This window comes from Sphingomonas rosea (genome assembly GCF_039538065.1).
Classification (GTDB): Bacteria; Pseudomonadota; Alphaproteobacteria; order Sphingomonadales; family Sphingomonadaceae; genus Sphingomicrobium; species Sphingomicrobium rosea.
Genome location: NZ_BAABBR010000001.1, coordinates 1,912,500 through 1,930,828, shown reverse-complemented (window position 1 = coordinate 1,930,828; position 18,329 = coordinate 1,912,500). Strand labels below are relative to the sequence as shown.

The following is an 18,329-nucleotide window of genomic DNA, read 5'->3' as shown; positions in this document are numbered from 1 at the left end:
CGGGCAAGGTCGCGGGCGTGGGTCATGCCCTGCTTCTGCCAGCCCCCCGCCGTCCGCGCGTCCCGAAGCTTGCGGTCAAAGCTTCACCTCGCCGCCCCGAACCCACCGCGATAGAAAGCGCGCCGTGAGCATCAGCATCCACACCGGCGAGCTTGGCCGGCCCGACGTCGCGGCCCTTCTCGCGCTCCACGTCGCGGCGATGCAGGCGCAGTCCCCCGCCGACGCCTGCCACGTCCTCCCCGGCGCCGCCCTCGCCCACCCGAGCATCACCTTCTACGCAGCCCGGCGCGACGGCATGTTGCTCGGGGTCGGGGCCTTGAAGGCGCTCGGAAACGACGAGGGCGAGGTCAAGTCGATGCGCACGGCGCCCGAGGCCGTCCGCCAGGGCGCCGCCCGCGTCCTTCTCAAAACCATAGTCGGCGAAGCCCGGTCGCGCGGCTATAAAACCCTCCGGCTCGAGACCGGCCGCTCGCCCGAGTTCGACGCCGCCAACGCCCTCTACGACCGCGCGGGCTTTCGCGAGTGCGGGCCCTTCGGCGACTATCCCGAAAGCCCCTTCACCCGCTTCATGACGCTCGGGCTCTAGCGCGCGGCGAGCCGGATCCTCGTGGCGCTGCCGAGGCTCGCAATCTGCTGGTCGGCGCTCCTGAAGACCTGGTCGCGGCACAGGCTGACCTCGTCGTGCTGCGCCGTCTCGCGCGCCGCATAGGATCCGCACAGCTCCTCGGCGGCCAAGCCGATGCGGCGCATCAATTGCTTGTGCCCGGCACTGCTCAAGTCCTGCGCGGTGACGGTGATCACGATCTCGTTGGCATCCTGTGGTGCCGGGCTGGCGACGGCGACCGAGGCGCTGGCGGTGGTGAGAGCGGCGATGGCGACGAGCTTGAGCATGCGGTGTCTCCCGTTGGCGATCGCAGGCCGGAAGACCCGGCGGCGATGGGAGATTTCTGCGCCTGCGCCGCCAGACCGGCGAGGACGAGGAACCGATCTGCGCCCGATATAAACCTGATGAAAGCCCGATCAGGCCCGATAGTCGGGCCGCTGCCCGGTCGCGCGCCAGTAGGCGTCGAGCCCGGTGGCGGCGGTCAGGCCGGCAAAGCGGGGATGGCTGCGCAACGGCCGGGTGGCCGGCTCGAACAGGAAAGCGGTACGGCGACGGCGATTGTCGAAATGGCCCTGCTCGCTCGTGAAACGCTGGCTGCTGACCGCGAAGCCCTTGCCCGCGAGCAGCGCCTCGGCGAGGTCGAAGGCCTGGTCGACCCGGCCCACGGCGGCAAGGAACAGGGCGCCATTCTCGGCAAAGCCCGTGCCCTTGGGCGCGGCGGCGATCGTCTCGGCGATCGCCCGCTCGCGATGATCGGCGGGGCTCGACAGCCCGAGGATCTGGCTCCGGACGAGCGCGAAATTCCAGTCGGGTACGCCGACCGGGCGCAAGTCCTGGTCGTCGAGCATCGCCAGCGCCCGGTCGAAGCGCCGGGTGAACATCAGGATCTTCAACTGCGTGAAATAGGCCGGGACGTTCTTCGGCCAGCGCTCGCGGACCTCGTCGATCATCGCATCGGCCTCGACCACCCGCCCCGCCTTGAACAGGTCGTAGGCGAGCGCCGCGCCGTTGATCGAATCGAGCCCGGGGTCCGCCGCCTGCAAGCGCTTGAAACTGGCCAGCGCGGCCTGCCCGCGTCCGACCTGGTCGAGGAAGAAGGTCGCGATCCGGAGCAGCGACGGCGACGCCGGATGGCGCCCGAGCGCGGCGGTCAGGCGGCGGTCGATGTCGGCGAGCGGATGGTCGGGCCGGGCGAAATCGAGCGCGATCCCCGCGGCCAGCGCATCGGCGTTGTCGGGATCGATGGAAAGCGCCCGCGCCGTCGCGGCCCGGGCCTGGCGGACCACCTCGGCATATTCTCCCGGCGCGCCGGTTCGGGCGTGCTGCGCATAGGCCACCGCGAGGAGACCCCAGGGCTCGGCATGATCGGGGGCGATCGCCGCCGCCTCGCGAAACGCCACTTCGGCGGCCGCGAAGCTCTCGACATTGCCAAGCCGCCACAATTCATAGCCTTCGCTGAGCTTGGCGGCCGCGGCGGGCGGCAGCGAATCGCCCCGCCATCCGCGCCAAGCGACCCCGCTCGCGGCGACGAGCGCCAGCGCCCCTGCCCCGGCGAACAGCGTGCGCCGGCTAATCGGCGGGGCCACCTGCGCTGGGCGAGCCGAAGCCAGGGCCGATGGCTCGCCATGTGGCACCATCCGGTAGCCGACCCTGGTCACCGTCTCGATCCGGAAGTGCCCGCCCACCTTCTCGGCATCGTGGCGGAGGCGGCTGATGACGCGGTGGATGGCATCCTCGCCGACGATCCGCCCCGACCAGCAGCGCGCGAGGAGATCGTCGCGGCTGACGACATGTCCGTCGGCCTCGTGCAGCGCGACCAGCACCTGCATCACCCGCGGCTCGGTCACCACGACGCCCTCGGCGGCGACCAGTTCGCAGGTCTCGGGCCGCACCTCGAGCGCGCCGATCCCGAAAGCGGGCTGATGGGCCAGCACGATCGGCGGGAGGGCTCGGATGACCGCATCCATGGCTTTGCCTATAGCCTGTTCTTGCATCGCTTCCGACCCCCTGCTAGTGGCGCGCCAACTCGGCAGGGGCGAGCGCTCGAAAGGTCGCTTTTCGCCCCGCTTTGCATATCTTTGACGGAGCTTTGGGCGCGTGGAGACTTCCGGCGGCATTCGGGCCAGCTTAGCGGGACGTTATGCGTCTGCGCTGTTCGATCTTGCCCGCGACGAGCGCAAGATCGACGCAGTGTCGACCAGCCTCGCGGGCCTCAAGCAGGCGATGGGCGAATCGGCCGACCTTCGGGCGCTGGTCAGCTCGCCGATGGTGACCCGCGCCGAGGCCGGCAAGGCGCTGGCCGCGACCGCGGGTTCGATGAACCTCGATCCGGTCACCATCAACTTCCTCGGCGTGCTCGCCAAGAACGGTCGCCTTCGCCAGCTCGGCGAGGTGATTCGCCTGTTCGAGCAGCTGGCGGCCGAGCATCGCGGCGAAACCACTGCCGAGGTGATCAGCGCCCGTCCGCTCGACGACGACCAGATCGCGGCCCTGAAGGCGCAGCTCGGGACCCGCGTCGGCCGCGACATCCGGATCGATGCCCGGGTCGATCCCACCATCCTCGGAGGCCTCGTCGTCCGGCTTGGAAGCCAGATGATCGACGCCTCGATTCGCACCAAACTCAACTCCCTCGCCACGGCGATGAAAGGCTAAAGGCTGAACCATGGACATCCGCGCCGCTGAAATTTCCCGCGTCATCCGCGACCAGATCGCGAACTTCGCCGCCGACGCGGAAGTCTCCGAGGTCGGTCAGGTGCTGTCGGTCGGCGACGGCATCGCCCGCATCCACGGGCTGGACAACGTCCAGGCCGGCGAGATGGTCGAGTTCGACAACGGCACCAAGGGCATGGCCCTCAACCTCGAGGCCGACAACGTTGGTGTCGTGATCTTCGGGTCGGACTCGGAGATCCGCGAAGGTTCGACCGCCAAGCGCACCGGCACCATCGTCGACGTCCCCGTCGGCAAGGGCCTGCTGGGCCGCGTCGTCGACGCGCTCGGCAACCCGATCGACGGCAAGGGCCCGATCGTCGCCGAGAAGCGCAGCCGCGTCGAAGTGAAGGCGCCGGGCATCATCCCGCGCAAGTCGGTCAACGAGCCGGTGCAGACCGGTTTGAAGGCGCTCGACGCGCTCGTCCCCGTCGGTCGCGGCCAGCGCGAGCTGATCATCGGCGACCGCCAGACCGGCAAGACCGCGATCGCGCTCGACACCTTCATCAACCAGAAGGCCGCCAACGCCGGCGACGACGAATCGCAGAAGCTCTACTGCATCTACGTCGCGGTCGGTCAGAAGCGTTCGACCGTCGCGCAGATCGTCCGCGCGCTCGAAGAGAATGGCGCGATGGAATATTCCATCGTCGTCGCCGCGACCGCTTCGGAGCCGGCCCCGCTGCAGTTCCTCGCGCCCTACACCGGCTGCGCGATGGGCGAATATTTCCGCGACAACGGCATGCACGCCGTGATCGTCTATGACGACCTCTCGAAGCAGGCCGTCGCCTACCGCCAGATGTCGCTCCTGCTGCGCCGTCCGCCGGGCCGCGAAGCCTATCCGGGTGACGTCTTCTATCTCCACAGCCGGCTGCTCGAGCGCGCCGCCAAGATGAACGACGCCAATGGCGGCGGATCACTGACCGCGCTTCCGGTCATCGAAACCCAGGCGGGCGACGTGTCGGCCTACATTCCGACCAACGTCATCTCGATCACCGACGGCCAGATCTTCCTCGAGACCGACCTGTTCTACCAGGGCATCCGTCCGGCCATCAACGTCGGCCTCTCGGTCAGCCGCGTCGGCTCGGCCGCGCAGACCAAGGCGATGAAGAAGGTCGCCGGCTCGATCAAGCTTGAGCTCGCCCAGTATCGCGAGATGGCGGCGTTCGCGCAGTTCGGTTCGGACCTCGACGCCTCGACCCAGAAGCTGCTGGCCCGCGGTGCGCGCCTGACCGAGCTGCTGAAGCAGCCGCAGTACCAGCCGATGCCGGTCGAAGAGCAGGTCGTGTCGATCTACGCCGGTACCCAGGGCTTCATCGACAACGTGCCGACCTCGGACGTGACCCGCTACGAGGCCGCACTGCTGAGCTACATGCGGTCGGACAAGCCGGAGATCCTGGCCAAGATCCGCGACACCAAGGCGCTCGACGACCAGACCGCGGCCTCGCTCAAGGACGCGCTGGCCGAGTTCGGCAAGCAGTTCGCCTAAGGGCGTCACCCCGGGCCTGGCCCGGGGTCCACCTGCCCTCGCGGCAAGTGGAACAAAGGAAGATGGATCCCGGATCGGGTCCGGGATGACGGATAGGACGGAATGGCAAGTCTCAAGGCCCTCAAGATCCGCATCGGCTCGGTGAAGTCGACGCAGAAGATCACCAAGGCGATGAAGATGGTCGCCGCGGCCAAGCTGCGCCGCGCGCAGACCAATGCCGAGAACGGGCGCCCCTATTCGCAGCGCCTGTCCGAGGTCGTCGCGAGCCTTGCGAGCCGGATCACCGTCGGCCCGCAGTCGCCGAAGCTGATCGCCGGCACCGGCAGCGACCAGCGCCACCTGATCGTGGTCGCCTCGTCCGACCGCGGCCTTGCCGGCGCGTTCAACACCAACATCGTCCGCGCCGTCCGCCGCGAGGCCGATGCGCTGATCGCCCAGGGCAAGGACGTCCGTTTCTACATCGTCGGCCGCAAGAGCCGTCCGGTCATCACCCGCTTCTTCGGTGCCGAGCGCATCGCGGGCCAGTATGACACGGGCGAGATGAAGGCGCCGACCTACGCCGACGCGCAGGCGATCGCCGCTGAGATCACCCGCCGCTTCGAAGCGGGCGAGTTCGACGTCGCGCACCTCGCTTACTCGAACTTCAAGTCGGTCCTCTCGCAGGAGCCGACGGTCGACCAGATCATCCCGGTCAAGCCGCAGGCCGCCAACGACACCGCCACGACCTCGCTCGCCGCGGTCGAATATGAGCCCGACGAGGAGGACATCCTCGCCGCGCTCCTGCCGCGCAACGTCGCGATCCAGATCTACCGCGCGATGCTCGAGAATCAGGCCGGTTTCTACGGCAGCCAGATGACCGCGATGGACAATGCCACGCGCAACGCCGGCGACATGATCAAGAAGCTCGGCATCATCTACAACCGCCAGCGCCAGGCGGCGATCACGACCGAACTGGTCGAGATCATCTCCGGCGCCGAAGCGCTCTAACGAACACGACAAGGCAAGGAAGACAGCCATGGCCACCGCCGCCGACACCATCAGCGCCCCGCAGGGCACCACGTCCAACCTCACCGGCCGCGTCGCGCAGGTGATCGGCGCCGTCGTCGACGTCGCGTTCGAAGGCGAGCTTCCGGCGATCCTGTCGGCGCTCGAGACCGACAACAACGGCAACCGCCTCGTCCTCGAGGTCGCCCAGCACCTCGGCGAGAACATCGTCCGCACCATCGCGATGGACGCGACCGAGGGCCTGACCCGCGGCCAGGTCGTCAACGCGACCGGCTCGCAGATCCGCGTCCCCGTCGGTCCCAAGACCCTCGGCCGCATCATGAACGTCATCGGCGAGCCGATCGACGAGCGCGGCCCGATCGGCAGCGACCTCACCGCCCCGATCCACGCCGAGGCTCCGCTGTTCGTCGACCAGTCGACCGAAGCGGCGATCCTCGTCACCGGCATCAAGGTCATCGACCTCCTCGCCCCCTACGCCAAGGGCGGCAAGATCGGCCTGTTCGGCGGCGCGGGCGTCGGCAAGACCGTGCTCATCCAGGAGCTGATCAACAACATCGCCAAGGGCCACGGCGGCGTCTCGGTGTTCGCCGGCGTCGGCGAGCGCACCCGCGAGGGTAACGACCTCTATCACGAGTTCCTCGAGGCCGGCGTCATCGCCAGCGACGCCGAGGGCAACCCGGTGAGCGAGGGCTCGAAGGTCGCGCTCGTGTTCGGCCAGATGAACGAGCCGCCGGGAGCCCGCGCCCGCGTCGCCCTCTCGGGTCTCACCCAGGCCGAATATTTCCGCGACGTCGAAGGCCAGGACGTGCTGTTCTTCGTCGACAACATCTTCCGCTTCACCCAGGCGGGTTCGGAAGTGTCGGCGCTGCTCGGCCGTATTCCTTCGGCCGTGGGCTACCAGCCGACCCTGTCGACCGACATGGGCGCGCTGCAGGAGCGCATCACCTCGACCAACAAGGGCTCGATCACCTCGGTGCAGGCGATCTACGTCCCCGCGGACGATCTTACCGATCCGGCCCCGGCCACCTCGTTCGCCCACTTGGACGCCACCACCACGCTGTCGCGCGCCATCTCGGAGCTCGGCATCTACCCGGCGGTCGACCCGCTCGACTCGGTCAGCCGCGTGCTGACCCCGGCCGTCGTCGGCCAGGAGCATTACGAGACCGCCCGCGCCGTCCAGGAAGTGCTGCAGAAGTACAAGAGCCTGCAGGACATCATCGCCATTCTCGGCATGGACGAGCTGTCGGAAGAGGATAAGCTCACCGTCAGCCGCGCCCGCAAGATCCAGCGCTTCCTCAGCCAGCCGTTCCACGTCGCCGAAGTGTTCACCGGCATCCCGGGCAAGTTCGTCCAGGTCGAGGACACCGTCCGCTCGTTCAAGGCGGTGGTGAACGGCGAATATGACCACCTGCCGGAAGCCGCCTTCTACATGGTCGGCGGGATCGAGGAAGCCGTTGCCAAGGCCGAGAAGATGGCGGCGGACGCCTAAATGGCCGGCCTGCACTTCACCCTCGTCACGCCCGAGAAGCAGGTCATGTCGGACGACGTCCACATGGTCGTCGTCCCGGGCGTCGAAGGCGAGTTCGGGGTCATGGAGGGTCACGCGCCCTTCATGACCACGCTCCGCGACGGCGCGCTTAGCGTCTATCGCACCGCGGGCGGCACGCCCGAGCAGATCCGCGTTTCGGGCGGGTTCGCCGAGGTCGGCGATGCCGGCCTGACGGTGCTGGCCGAAAGCGCCGAGGCCTAATCTCGATCAGGCACGGCGCTTCGTTTCGGGTCCAGTTGTGACATGGAAGCGCCACATCGCCCGCCTACCGCATTGACTTGAAACTTCGGGCAGGCGACAGCCTTGGCTTCCCGGGGTGGGGAGCCAGTACGTGTTACAACTCGTGAAAACGCTGCCGGTCGAGGCAGTTAACTATCCGTTGGAACTGAGCATCGTCGTTCCGACCTTCAACGAGGTCGGGAATGTCGGCGAACTCGTCGAGCGGATCGATCGCGTCCTCGACGGCATCGAATGGGAGGTCGTCTTTGTCGACGACCATTCGACCGACGGCACGTGGCAGCGACTAACGGAGATGGCGCAGGGCGATCGCCGGATCCGCCTCATCCACCGCATCGGCCGCCGCGGTCTCGCCTCGGCCGTGGTCGAAGGCGCGCTCTCGACCAGCAGCCCGGTCATCGTCGTTATGGACGCCGACCTCCAGCACGACGAGACCCGCCTCCCCCCGCTCTTCGCCGCCATCGCCCACCATGGCCATGATCTCGCCGTCGGCAGCCGCTATTGCGCGGGCGGCTCGACCGGCCAGTGGGACGAGAAGCGCGTCGGCATCAGCCGTTTCGCCACCCGCGTCGCCGCCCCGATCATGAAGACCCCGCTGAGCGATCCCATGAGCGGCTTCTTCGCCGTCCGCCGCGACGTGCTGCTCGACGCCGCCCCCAACCTCTCGACGATCGGCTATAAGATCCTCCTCGACCTCGTCGCCAGCGCGCCCCGCCGCCTCGACGTCGCCGAAGTCCCCTACGAGTTCCGCGACCGCACCTGCGGCGAGAGCAAGCTCGATGCCGCGGTCGCGCTCGAATATGGCGAACTGCTGCTCGACAAGCTGATCGGCCGCTACGTGCCCGTGAAGCTCCTGATGTTCGGCGCGATCGGGGCGCTCGGTGTCCTCGTCCACCTCGCCGTCCTCGGCGGGTTGCTCCACGGCCTTTCCCTCCCCTTCGCCTGGGCGCAGGGCGGCGCGGTCGTCACCGCCATGACCTTCAATTATGCGCTCAACAACCGCCTCACCTATCGCGACCGCCAGCGGCGCGGGGCGGCGTGGCTCACGGGCCTGTTGAGCTTCTACCTCGTCTGCGCGCTCGGCGCGGTCGGCAACGTCGGCGTCGGGAGCCTCGTCTTCCAGAGCATGCATCATTGGTGGCTCGCGGGAATTGCGGGCGCGGTGGTGGGCTCGGTCTGGAATTACGTCGCCAGCGCCTGGTTCACCTGGAGCCGGCGCTAGCCACGGCCTGAGATAATGACCCTGACCCTTGGCGAGCGGCGCTGGTCGCCCGCGCTCGTCCTGCTCGTCCTCGCCATCGTCGCCCTTGCCAGCCGAAGCGCGGCCTTCGGCGACCCGGTCAACCACGTCGACGACGAATTCTATCTCCTCGTCGGCAAGGTCATGCTCCAGGGCGGCTGGCCTTATGTCGACATCTGGGATCGCAAGCCCGTCGGCCTGTTCGCCATCTATGCCGCCATCGCGGGCGTGTCGGGCGCTTATGCCGTGCAAGGCGTCCAGCTCGTCGCCGGCCTGTGCGCGCTCGCCACCGCCTATGTCGTCCAGCGCATCGGGCGGCGCTTGTCGAGCGACTGGGGCGGCCTCCTCGCAGGCGTCGCCTATCTCGTCTGCCTGCCCATGTTCGGCGGCCAGACCGGCCAGTCGCCGATCTTCTACAACCTCCTGATCGCCGGCGCAGCGCTCCTGTTCGTCCAGTCGCTCGAGACCGGGGAGCAGCGCGCCGTCACCCGCCGCGCCCTGCTCGCGATGCTGTGGTGCGGGCTGGCGATGACGGTGAAGCAGATCAGCTTCATCGAGGGCGGCTTCATCGGCGCCGCGTTCCTCTGGCGCTTCCACCGGCTTGGCCTCGGCCTCCCCGCCATCGCCTGGCGCGCCGCCGCGATGATCCTCCTCGCGCTCGCCCCCACCCTCGCCTGCCTGCTCGTCTACGTCGCCGCGGGCCATGGCGAGGCCTTTGTCTTCGCCAACTTCATTTCGATCTTCCGCAAGCATCCCGTCGGCGGCCTCGCGCTCGAGCGCGGTCTTGTCGTCCTCGTCCGCGCGCTTCTCCCCGTCCTCCTGATCGCGTTGTGGGGGCTGTGGGTCCGCCGCCGCGCACAAGGCTGGACCGACCTCAACCTCTTCATCGCCGGATGGATCGCCGCGGCGGTCGCGGGCTATCTCTTCGTCCCCTATTTCTTCGACCATTACGCGCTGCCGCTGATGGTCCCGCTCAGCATTTCGGCCGCGACCCTCTACGCCCGCCCGCGCGGCTGGTGGATCGCCGCCGCCATCGCGCTCCTCTCGACCGCGACCGGCGGCATGGTCGCCTTCGAGAAGCACGCCAAGCGCATCGAGGCGGCACGCGCGCTCACCGCCGTCATCGACCGCGAGCTGCGCGGCGGCTGCCTCTACCTCGTCTCGGGCCGCCCCTATTTCTACGATGCGACCCCGACCTGCCGGATGAGCCGCTTCGTCTTCCCCGACCATTTGAACGACAACGCCGAACGCGACGGCATCGGGATCGACCAGCTGACCGAGGTCCGCCGCATCTTCGCGAACGAGCCGACCGTGGTCGTCACCGACGTGAACGAAGACTGGCGCCGCACGCCGTCGGTCAAGGCCTTCGTCGACGGCGAACTCGCCCGTCACTATCGCCCGGTCTTCAAATTGCCCGGCCGGACCCCGCGCAACCTCGTCAGCCTGGTCATCTGGTCGCGCGTGGACGAAGCCGGAAAAACCGCCCCCGCCCGTTAAGAAGCGCAGCGGCAATTAGCTTTTTAGAAAAGTTTGCGTGGCATCAACCAACGTCAACATCCTCAACACGATGAAGGTTGGCAGCGGCATGAGTGCATTCGGGAAGCGCGGCGGGGGACGACCCAGCTTCGGTGTCGCCCGCCCGATGAAGGGCGGTCCGTCCGGTGCGGGCGGGGACCAGTTCCCGCCGCTCGAGGACGAAGCGATCGTCGCCGAACCGGCATCCGAGCCTTCGGGTGCCCCGGTCGGCGCGATGGATCGCCTCAACAACCGCATGAACGCGAGCGCCGAATCCGGTTCGTCGCGGGTCGAGGGCTTCGAGGCCAGCGTCCATCGGATCAAGGAACAGGTCCTCCCCCGCCTCCTCGAACGTGTCGATCCCGAGGCGGCCGCGACGCTCGGGAAGGACGAGCTCGCCGAGGAATTCCGTCCGATCATCTCGGAGGTGCTCACCGAGCTCAAGATCAATCTCAACCGGCGCGAACAGTTCGCGCTGGAAAAGGTGCTGGTCGACGAGCTTCTCGGCCTCGGGCCGCTCGAGGAGCTGCTCGCCGACCCCGCAGTCAGCGACATCATGGTCAACGGCCCCGACCAGACCTTCATCGAAAAGAAGGGCAAGCTCCAGCTCGCCCAGATCCAGTTCCGCGACGAGGAGCATCTTTTCCAAATCGCCCAGCGGATCGTGAACAAGGTCGGCCGCCGCGTCGACCAGACCACCCCGCTCGCCGACGCCCGCCTCCAGGACGGCAGCCGCGTCAACGTCATCATCCCGCCCCTGAGCCTCAAGGGCACCGCCATCTCCATCCGTAAGTTCTCGGAGAAGCCGATCACGCTCGACATGATGCGTGGCTTCGGCTCGATGAGCGAGAAGATGGCGACCTGCCTCAAGATCGCGGGCGCGGCGCGGATGAACATCGTCATCTCGGGCGGTACCGGCTCGGGCAAGACGACGATGCTCAACGCCCTGTCGAAGATGATCGACCCGGGCGAGCGCGTCATCACCATCGAGGACGCGGCCGAACTCCGCCTCCAGCAGCCGCACTGGCTCCCGCTCGAAACCCGCCCGCCCAACCTCGAGGGGCAAGGCGCGATCACCATTCGCGACCTCGTCATCAACGCGCTGCGTATGCGTCCCGACCGCATCATCCTCGGCGAAATCCGTGGCCAGGAGTGTTTCGACCTTCTGGCCGCGATGAACACGGGTCACGACGGCTCGATGGCGACGCTCCACTCCAACTCCCCGCGCGAATGCCTCGCGCGTATGGAGAACATGGTGATGATGGGCGACATCAAGATCCCGAAGGAGGCGATCAGTCGCCAGATCGCGGACTCGGTCGACCTCATCGTCCAGGTGAAGCGCCTCCGCGACGGCTCGCGCCGCACTACCAACATCACCGAGGTGATCGGGATGGAGGGCGAGGTCATCGTCACGCAGGAACTGTTCAAGTTCGAATATCTGGACGAGACCGCCGACGGCAAGATCATCGGCGAATATCGCGCCATGGGCCTGCGCCCCTACACGCTCGACAAGGCCAAGCAGTACGGCTTCGACCAGCCGTATCTGGAGGCCTGCCTCTGAAACCTTCGACCTCCCCTTTGCACCGCAATGGGGAGGGGGACCGTTCGCGAAGCGGATGGTGGAGGGTCCGCCAACGCACGCTCACGGGCAGCGCGCCCTTCAAACCCGGCACCCATTGCGGGCGGCATCGCCACCAATCATCCTCCCGCCATGCGGCTTCTCACATTTCTCCTGATCGTCCTCGGCTTCTACGCCGCCGCCACTTTGCTGCTGTTTCTCGAGCAGCGCTCCTTCATCTATCCCGCGCCCCGTGCACGCGAGGATATCGAGCGGCTTCTCCCCGGCCTTCAGCCGGTCGAACTCAGGACCAGCGACGGGCTCACGCTAGTCGCCGGCTACAAGCCAGCCCGCGCTGGCATGCCAACGATCGTCTTCTTCCACGGCAACGGCGACACCCTGCGCGGAGCGGTCGCGGCGACCGACCGCCTGGCCGAGGCCGGCTACGGCCTGCTGCTGCCCGAATATCGCGGCTATGGTGGCAATCCCGGATCTCCGAGCGAGGAGGGGCTTGTCCGCGACGGGCAAGCGGCGCTCGACTGGCTCGCCCGGGCGCAGGTTCCGGCGGCCCGCACCATCCTGGTCGGCAATTCGCTCGGGTCGGGGGTCGCGACCGACCTTGCCAGCACGCACACGGTCGCCGGCCTGATCCTGATCTCGGGCTTCTCCAGCCTGCCCGAGGTCGCTGCCGCGCATGTCCGCTTCTTTCCCGCCCGAATGCTGGTGCGCGACCGCTTCGACAATGCCGGCAAGCTCCCGCGGGTGCGCGCGCCCATCCTCCTCCTGCATGGCACCGAGGATCGCATGATCGACGCCAGCCACGGCCAGCGGCTCGCCGGCGCCAACTCCCGCGCCGCGCTGATGCTCGTTCCCGGCACCGGCCACGAACTCGCTTATCTCCCCCAATCGCAGTCGGCGATTCTCACCTGGCTGGCGAAGCACCACGGCGGCGCCTGAATTCTCGGCCGGGCGAAATTGCCAACCCACTGCGGACTATCGGCAGGCGCCCTACCCTGCCCGTTATGGGAGGCGCCACCGCACGATCAGCCATGCCCGGGCAGGGTCTCGCGACTCTCCTCGTCCTTGCGGTCGCCGTCTTTCTCTTCGGCATCGAGCATGTCGGTCGCTTCTGCCTCTTCCTGACTCCGGTCCTTGTCGCCGACCCATTGCGGTCGTTACCGTCCCGGCATAGCCGTCACGCCATGTTCGATGCGTTCTGGCACCTGCGCGGCTCGCTCCGATTGGCCGGCGCGGCCGCGGATGACGCAACACTCGACCGCATCCAGCATTTCCTTGAACGGCAGTGCAAGGCCGTCAGCGAGCGCAGCGCCCATCACGTGGCGTTCGACGATCCCCTCTGGCGCAATTTTGCAGAACCGAATTGGCTCGCGCTGGTCATCTTCGACCGAGGGACATTTTGGATCGAGCGGGATCGCGACGAACGCCGGCTGCGCTACCAACTTCGCAGCCTCCATGCCCTCATTTTCTGCCTGTTCGCAGCGGTCCTATGCTTTTTCTTCGGCCTTGCTGCGGGAAGCGCGACCGCCGGTCTGAACTACGCCGCTCTGGCCTTCGCATGGCTCTACGGCATGAACATCCTGACCGCCCTCGTCCGCGTTCCATCGGCCATCCGAAAGGCCCTGAAAGAAGGCTAGGCGGCCGCAAGCCTCCTGCCCTCGCCAAACTTTCGCTGCCTCACCTTGCAAAGTAGGATTTCGCCTGCTTGAGGTACCGCAGCGGTTCGCCGTCGGCTCTTTCCAGACTATATCCCATACCGCCGTGGGCATTGGCAGGGTCACGGAACGGGACCTTGTTCAGATTTGCGGAATGGTACAATTCCGCCAACCGTTCGGTCCTTTGTCTTGCCGGCAGACCCCCGCACCCTTGGACCTTCGTGACCCTCGCCTATTCGACCCGGGCCTTGCTGGCCGCCTCCACCGGCTTCACCAGCACGGTCTTCACGTTGACGAATTCGCGGATGCCGTAGCTCGCGCATTCGCGGCCGTAGCCCGAATGCTTGACCCCGCCGAAGGGCATGCGCGGATCCGAGCGGACGTTGTCATTGACGAAGCTCATCCCCGCTTCGAGCTCGTCGCGGGCGATGCGCCGCCCGCGGTCGGGGTCGCCGGTAAGGACGCCCGAGCCGAGCCCGAACTCGCTGGCATTGGCGATCCGGATGGCGTCGGCCTCGTCCTTGGCCTCGATGATCGCGGCGACGGGGCCGAACACCTCCTCGTCATGCGCCGGCTGACCTGCCTTGACGTCGGTCAGCACCGTCGCGGGATACCAGGCGCCGGGCTTGTCGGGCTTGGCGCCGCCGAGGAGGAGCTTCGCCCCGTTGGCGATGCTCTTCTCGACCTGCTCGGCGATCTCGTCGCGCGCCTCGATGCTCTGCATCGGTCCGAGCTTGGTCGCCTTGTCGGTCGGATCGCCCATCTCGAAGGCGCGCATCGCCTCGACCAGCGCGGTCTCGAACTGCGGCTTGATCGAGGCCACCACGATGAAGCGCTTGCCCGCGATGCAGCTCTGCCCGCCGTTCACCATCCGCGCGGCGGCGGCGACCTTGGCAGCGGCGGCGACATCAGCATCCTCGAGCACGAGATAGGCGTCCGAGCCGCCGAGTTCGAGTACACACTTCTTGAGCACCCCGCCCGCCGCGGCCGCGACGCTCTTGCCCGCAGCGACGCTGCCGGTCAGCGTGACGGCGGCGATGTGCTGGTCCTCGATCAGCCCGGCAATGTCCTTGCTCGGCAGGATGAGCGTGCGGAACAGGTCGTGGGGCACGCCGGCGTCATGGAGCAGCTCTTCGATGGCCAGCGCGCAGCCGGGGACGTTGCTTGCATGCTTGAGCAGCGCGCCATTGCCCGCCATCAGCGCCGGCGCGGCGAAGCGGATCACCTGCCAGAAGGGGAAGTTCCACGGCATCACCGCCAGGACGACGCCGACGGGATTGAAGGTGACGAAAGCCTCGGCCTTGCCGTCGAGGTCGACCGGCTCGTCGGCGAGATAACCCTCGGCATGGGCCGCGAACCAGTCGCAATGCGTGGCGCATTTCTCGACCTCGGCGCGGCCCTCGGTCAGGGTCTTGCCCATCTCGGCGGTCATCAGCGCAGCATAATCGTCGGCCCGCGCGCGGAGCAGCTCGCCGGCCTTGCGGATGACGGCGGCGCGCTCCTCGAAGCTCGTGCGGCGCCACTCGCGCTGCGCTTCGTGGGCCTTGCGCGCCGCCTCGCGGGCGACGGCGAGGTCATGGGCCTGATAGGACTTCCCCTTCTCGCCCGTGGCGGGATTGGTCGCCGTCACCATGCCCATGCGCTCGCCGTCTGCCATCGTCATTCCCTTGGTTTGAAGTTCGGAGGCCCTAACGCTCCATCCGGTAAATCAGCCCCAGCGACACGCCGGTCTCGAGCTGGCCCGGGGCGACGATGCCGTCACGTTCGGGAGCGACGGGCGGCGGCGGCGGCGGGGCCATCTGCGACTGGACTCGCGAGGCGGTGACGATGACGTCGGTGCCGCGATAGCTCGTCCCCTCCTCGACCGAGAGCAGCGACACACGGCTAAACCCTTGCGCGCGGGCATATTCGAGCGCTTCGGCAGCGCCACGCACCAGCGCACGCTTGCGGGCTTCGGCGCGCAGCGGGAGCGGGTCGGCGATCGAGAAATTGGGTCCGTAGACGCTGTCCGCGCCGGCGGTGGTCAGCGTGTCGAGGAGCGCAGTGAGCTTCGGGATGTCGCGCGTCTTGATCTGGATCGAGTTGCTCGCGACGTAGCCGTTGAAGACCTGCCGGCCGCGGCCCGTCGCGGGATCGTTGACGTAATTGTACTCGGGGCTGAGCTGGATGCCCTGCGTCTGGATGTCGCGCTCGCGGATGCCGGCGGCGCGGATGGTGGCGAGCAGTTTCTCGGTCTTGGCCTTGTTGGCGGCGGCCGCAGCGGTGGCGGTCTGGGCGCGGGCCTGCGTGCCGACGGTGATGCTCGCCTCGTCGGGCGGGGTGCGCAGGTTCTCGGAGATCTGGAGCTTGACCAGTGGCGTGGTCGCCATCTCGGCGATGGTCGACTGCGGCAGCACCTGCGCGGCGGCGATGGTGGGGAGGCTGAGCAGGGTCAGGGCAAAGAGCAGACGCATGGCGTTCCTTCCGAAGGAGACATTGATGCGCCAACGCCTAATCGCGAGAACCGTTCTCGCGGCTTAACGAATTTTGCGGGCGGCGTTCAGCCTGTGAATGAAAAGGACCCCGGAAGCGTCGCCGCCCCGGGGTCCCGATCATCGTCGCTGATGCCGCAGGCGGCTCAGTTGTCGTCTTCCTCGCCCGGACCGACCATCAGCGCGTCGCCAATCTCGTCCTTGCCGCGACGGATGGCGGCTTCGATCTTGGCCGTGATCTCGGGGTTTTCCTTGAGGTAGGTCTTCGAATTCTCGCGACCCTGGCCGATGCGGATCGAGTCGTAGCTGAACCAGGCGCCCGACTTCTCGACCACCCCGGCCTTGACGCCGAGGTCGAGGATCTCGCCGATCTTGCTGACGCCCTCGCCATACATGATGTCGAACTCGACCTGCTTGAACGGCGGCGCGACCTTGTTCTTGACGACCTTCACGCGGGTCGCGTTGCCAACGATCTCGTCGCGGTCCTTGATCTGCCCGGTGCGACGGATGTCGAGGCGCACGCTCGCGTAGAACTTGAGCGCGTTGCCGCCCGTCGTCGTTTCGGGATTGCCGTACATGACGCCGATCTTCATGCGCAGCTGGTTGATGAAGATCACCATGCAGCGCGAGCGGCTGATCGAGCCGGTGAGCTTGCGCAGCGACTGGCTCATCAGGCGGGCCTGGAGGCCGACGTGGCTGTCGCCCATTTCGCCCTCGATCTCGGCGCGGGGCACGAGCGCGGCGACCGAATCGACCACCAGAACGTCGATCGCGTTCGAGCGAACCAGCGTGTCGACGATCTCGAGCGCCTGCTCACCCGTGTCGGGCTGGCTGACGATCAGTTCGTCGATGTTGACGCCGAGCTTCTTGGCGTAGGCGGGGTCGAGCGCGTGTTCGGCATCGACAAAGGCCGCGGTGCCGCCGGTCTTCTGCGCCTCGGCGATGGTGTGGAGCGCAAGCGTGGTCTTGCCCGAGCTTTCCGGCCCGTAGATCTCGATCACGCGGCCGCGCGGCAGGCCGCCGACGCCCAGCGCAATGTCGAGCCCGAGGCTGCCGGTCGAGATCACCTCGACCTCCATCTTGGGCTTCTCGCCCAGCTTCATCGCCGAGCCCTTGCCGAACGCGCGATCGATCTGCGCCAATGCGGCGTCGAGCGCCTTCTGCCTGTCAACCGTCATTGAATCCCCGCCCATGGAAACGACTTTCAGCTGCATAGCCATGCCCTAGTCCCTCTTCGTCCGCTGGCGGCAAATGCCTCCGATGCGGACATATGTACACATTCTGTTCTCGTGGAACAAGGGGAGAACAGATGCGTCATCGAGGATGGGCACGACACGGGTTAGCCGAGCGCCGCCAGTCTAGCCTCCAGCCGCTGAAAGGCAATGCAAAAGGGCGGTTCAGCGGCCCAGTGCGGAAACAAGTTCGCGGACGAGCGGATGGGGGAAGCGCCGCTCGATCGTCACGGCGTAGAAGCGCGCGGCGATGCCGGGCATCCGCTCGGCCTCGACCAACGTGCCGGCGGCAATCTCATCCTTGACCACGATCGGCGGGAGGACGGCGAGGCCCACGTCCTCGCGCGCCAGGAGGCGGAGCATCGCCATGTCCTCGACTTCGGCGGCGATCTGCGGGCGGACGCCGATGCGATCCATCAGCGCGTCGAAATCACTGCGCACCTCGCTTTCGGCGGTGGGCAAGACGACCGGGCAGTGGGCGAGGAGCGCGGCGAGCCCCGCCCCCTCCCCGGCTCCCGCGAGCCGCGCCGGCGTGCCGAACAGGCTGACGGGCTGCTCGGTCACCCGGTGCGACACGAAGGGGTTGAGCGCGTCGCTCGACGGCGGGCGGTTGACGAGGACCACGTCGAGGCTGAGCGCTTCGAGCCCGCGAAGGAGCTCGGCCTGGCTGCCGGAGCGCAGGATGATCTCGACGTCGTCGCGGCCGAAGAGCGGGCGCAGGAACTCCATCTGGAAATTGCGCGACAGCGTAGCGAGCGCGCCAACCCGAAGCGCCTGTCGCACGGTTCCGCGCTGATCAAGGGTCGCGACAAGCTCGTCGCCGGCCGCGAAGATACTGTCGGCATGGTCGAGCGCGATCCGTCCGGCCTCGGTCAGGTGGAGCTGGCGGCCGCGCCGTTCGAACAAGGGATGGCCGAGCCGCTCCTCGAGCTTTCGGATCTGCACCGACAAGGCGGACTGGGTGACGTTCAATCGCTCGGCGGTACGGGTGAGATTTCCGTCATGCGCCACTGCCCAGAAGTAGCGCAGGTGATTGTAGTTGATCGCGGCCAT

Annotated in this window: 17 protein-coding genes; 11 read left to right on the top strand and 6 right to left on the bottom strand. The window is 67.4% G+C overall.

From position 1 onward, the window contains the following. The first annotated feature begins 124 nt into the window (after positions 1–124). Complete coding sequence (locus ABD693_RS09570; RefSeq protein ID WP_344696836.1) at positions 125–586, top strand: GNAT family N-acetyltransferase; 462 nt, start codon at positions 125–127, stop codon at positions 584–586. On the opposite strand, the gene ABD693_RS09565 is transcribed toward ABD693_RS09570, so the two are convergent. Beyond that, on the bottom strand, positions 583–891 hold the full coding sequence (locus ABD693_RS09565) for a UrcA family protein (protein WP_344696835.1): 309 nt from the start codon (positions 889–891) through the stop codon (positions 583–585). The genes ABD693_RS09570 and ABD693_RS09565 overlap by 4 nt on opposite strands. Positions 892–1,020: 129 nt before the next feature. Continuing rightward, the gene (locus ABD693_RS09560; protein WP_344696834.1) at positions 1,021–2,571 is read right to left on the bottom strand and encodes a winged helix-turn-helix domain-containing protein; all 1,551 of its coding nucleotides are present in this window, start codon (positions 2,569–2,571) and stop codon (positions 1,021–1,023) included. 130 nt (positions 2,572–2,701) lie between these two features. On the opposite strand from ABD693_RS09560, the gene ABD693_RS09555 reads away from it, so the two are divergent. From ABD693_RS09555 to ABD693_RS09510, 10 genes are all read left to right on the top strand, one after another. Further along, complete coding sequence (locus tag ABD693_RS09555) at positions 2,702–3,256, top strand: F0F1 ATP synthase subunit delta (RefSeq protein WP_344696833.1); 555 nt, start codon at positions 2,702–2,704, stop codon at positions 3,254–3,256. A 10-nt stretch (positions 3,257–3,266) separates the two neighbouring features. Further along, entirely contained in the window at positions 3,267–4,796 is a 1,530-nt protein-coding gene (gene atpA / locus ABD693_RS09550) for a F0F1 ATP synthase subunit alpha (RefSeq protein ID WP_344696832.1), read from the top strand. A 102-nt stretch (positions 4,797–4,898) separates the two neighbouring features. Continuing rightward, on the top strand, positions 4,899–5,783 hold the full coding sequence (locus tag ABD693_RS09545) for a F0F1 ATP synthase subunit gamma (protein ID WP_344696831.1): 885 nt from the start codon (positions 4,899–4,901) through the stop codon (positions 5,781–5,783). A 28-nt stretch (positions 5,784–5,811) separates the two neighbouring features. Further along, the gene (gene atpD / locus ABD693_RS09540) at positions 5,812–7,290 is read left to right on the top strand and encodes a F0F1 ATP synthase subunit beta (protein WP_344696830.1); all 1,479 of its coding nucleotides are present in this window, start codon (positions 5,812–5,814) and stop codon (positions 7,288–7,290) included. Then, the gene (locus ABD693_RS09535; RefSeq protein WP_344696829.1) at positions 7,291–7,551 is read left to right on the top strand and encodes an ATP synthase F1 subunit epsilon; all 261 of its coding nucleotides are present in this window, start codon (positions 7,291–7,293) and stop codon (positions 7,549–7,551) included. It begins immediately after the preceding gene. A 142-nt stretch (positions 7,552–7,693) separates the two neighbouring features. Beyond that, a complete protein-coding gene (locus ABD693_RS09530) occupies positions 7,694–8,809 on the top strand; it encodes a glycosyltransferase (RefSeq protein WP_344696828.1) in 1,116 nt (371 codons plus the stop codon). Positions 8,810–8,824: 15 nt separating this feature from the next. Continuing rightward, positions 8,825–10,324 carry an ArnT family glycosyltransferase gene (locus ABD693_RS09525; RefSeq protein ID WP_344696827.1) on the top strand — a complete coding sequence of 500 codons (1,500 nt, stop codon included), beginning with the start codon at positions 8,825–8,827 and terminating at the stop codon, positions 10,322–10,324. 88 nt (positions 10,325–10,412) lie between these two features. Beyond that, positions 10,413–11,903, top strand: coding sequence for a TadA family conjugal transfer-associated ATPase (locus ABD693_RS09520; protein ID WP_344697611.1), 1,491 nt, complete (start codon positions 10,413–10,415; stop codon positions 11,901–11,903). Between the two features lie 150 nt (positions 11,904–12,053). Beyond that, positions 12,054–12,857, top strand: a complete 804-nt coding sequence (locus tag ABD693_RS09515) for an alpha/beta hydrolase (RefSeq protein WP_344696826.1) — start codon at positions 12,054–12,056, stop codon at positions 12,855–12,857. Positions 12,858–13,102: 245 nt separating this feature from the next. After that, complete coding sequence (locus tag ABD693_RS09510; RefSeq protein ID WP_344696825.1) at positions 13,103–13,555, top strand: hypothetical protein; 453 nt, start codon at positions 13,103–13,105, stop codon at positions 13,553–13,555. A gap of 250 nt (positions 13,556–13,805) precedes the next feature. Here the strand turns inward: ABD693_RS09510 and ABD693_RS09505 are convergent, their stop codons facing one another. From ABD693_RS09505 to ABD693_RS09490, 4 genes are all read right to left on the bottom strand, one after another. After that, positions 13,806–15,230: an NAD-dependent succinate-semialdehyde dehydrogenase gene (locus ABD693_RS09505; protein ID WP_344696824.1), complete on the bottom strand. Its 1,425-nt coding sequence runs from the start codon at positions 15,228–15,230 to the stop codon at positions 13,806–13,808. A gap of 31 nt (positions 15,231–15,261) precedes the next feature. After that, a complete protein-coding gene (locus tag ABD693_RS09500) occupies positions 15,262–16,026 on the bottom strand; it encodes an SIMPL domain-containing protein (RefSeq protein ID WP_344696823.1) in 765 nt (254 codons plus the stop codon). A 164-nt stretch (positions 16,027–16,190) separates the two neighbouring features. After that, positions 16,191–17,264, bottom strand: a complete 1,074-nt coding sequence (recA, locus tag ABD693_RS09495; RefSeq protein ID WP_344696822.1) for a recombinase RecA — start codon at positions 17,262–17,264, stop codon at positions 16,191–16,193. Between the two features lie 177 nt (positions 17,265–17,441). Next, a complete protein-coding gene (locus ABD693_RS09490; protein WP_344696821.1) occupies positions 17,442–18,329 on the bottom strand; it encodes a LysR family transcriptional regulator in 888 nt (295 codons plus the stop codon).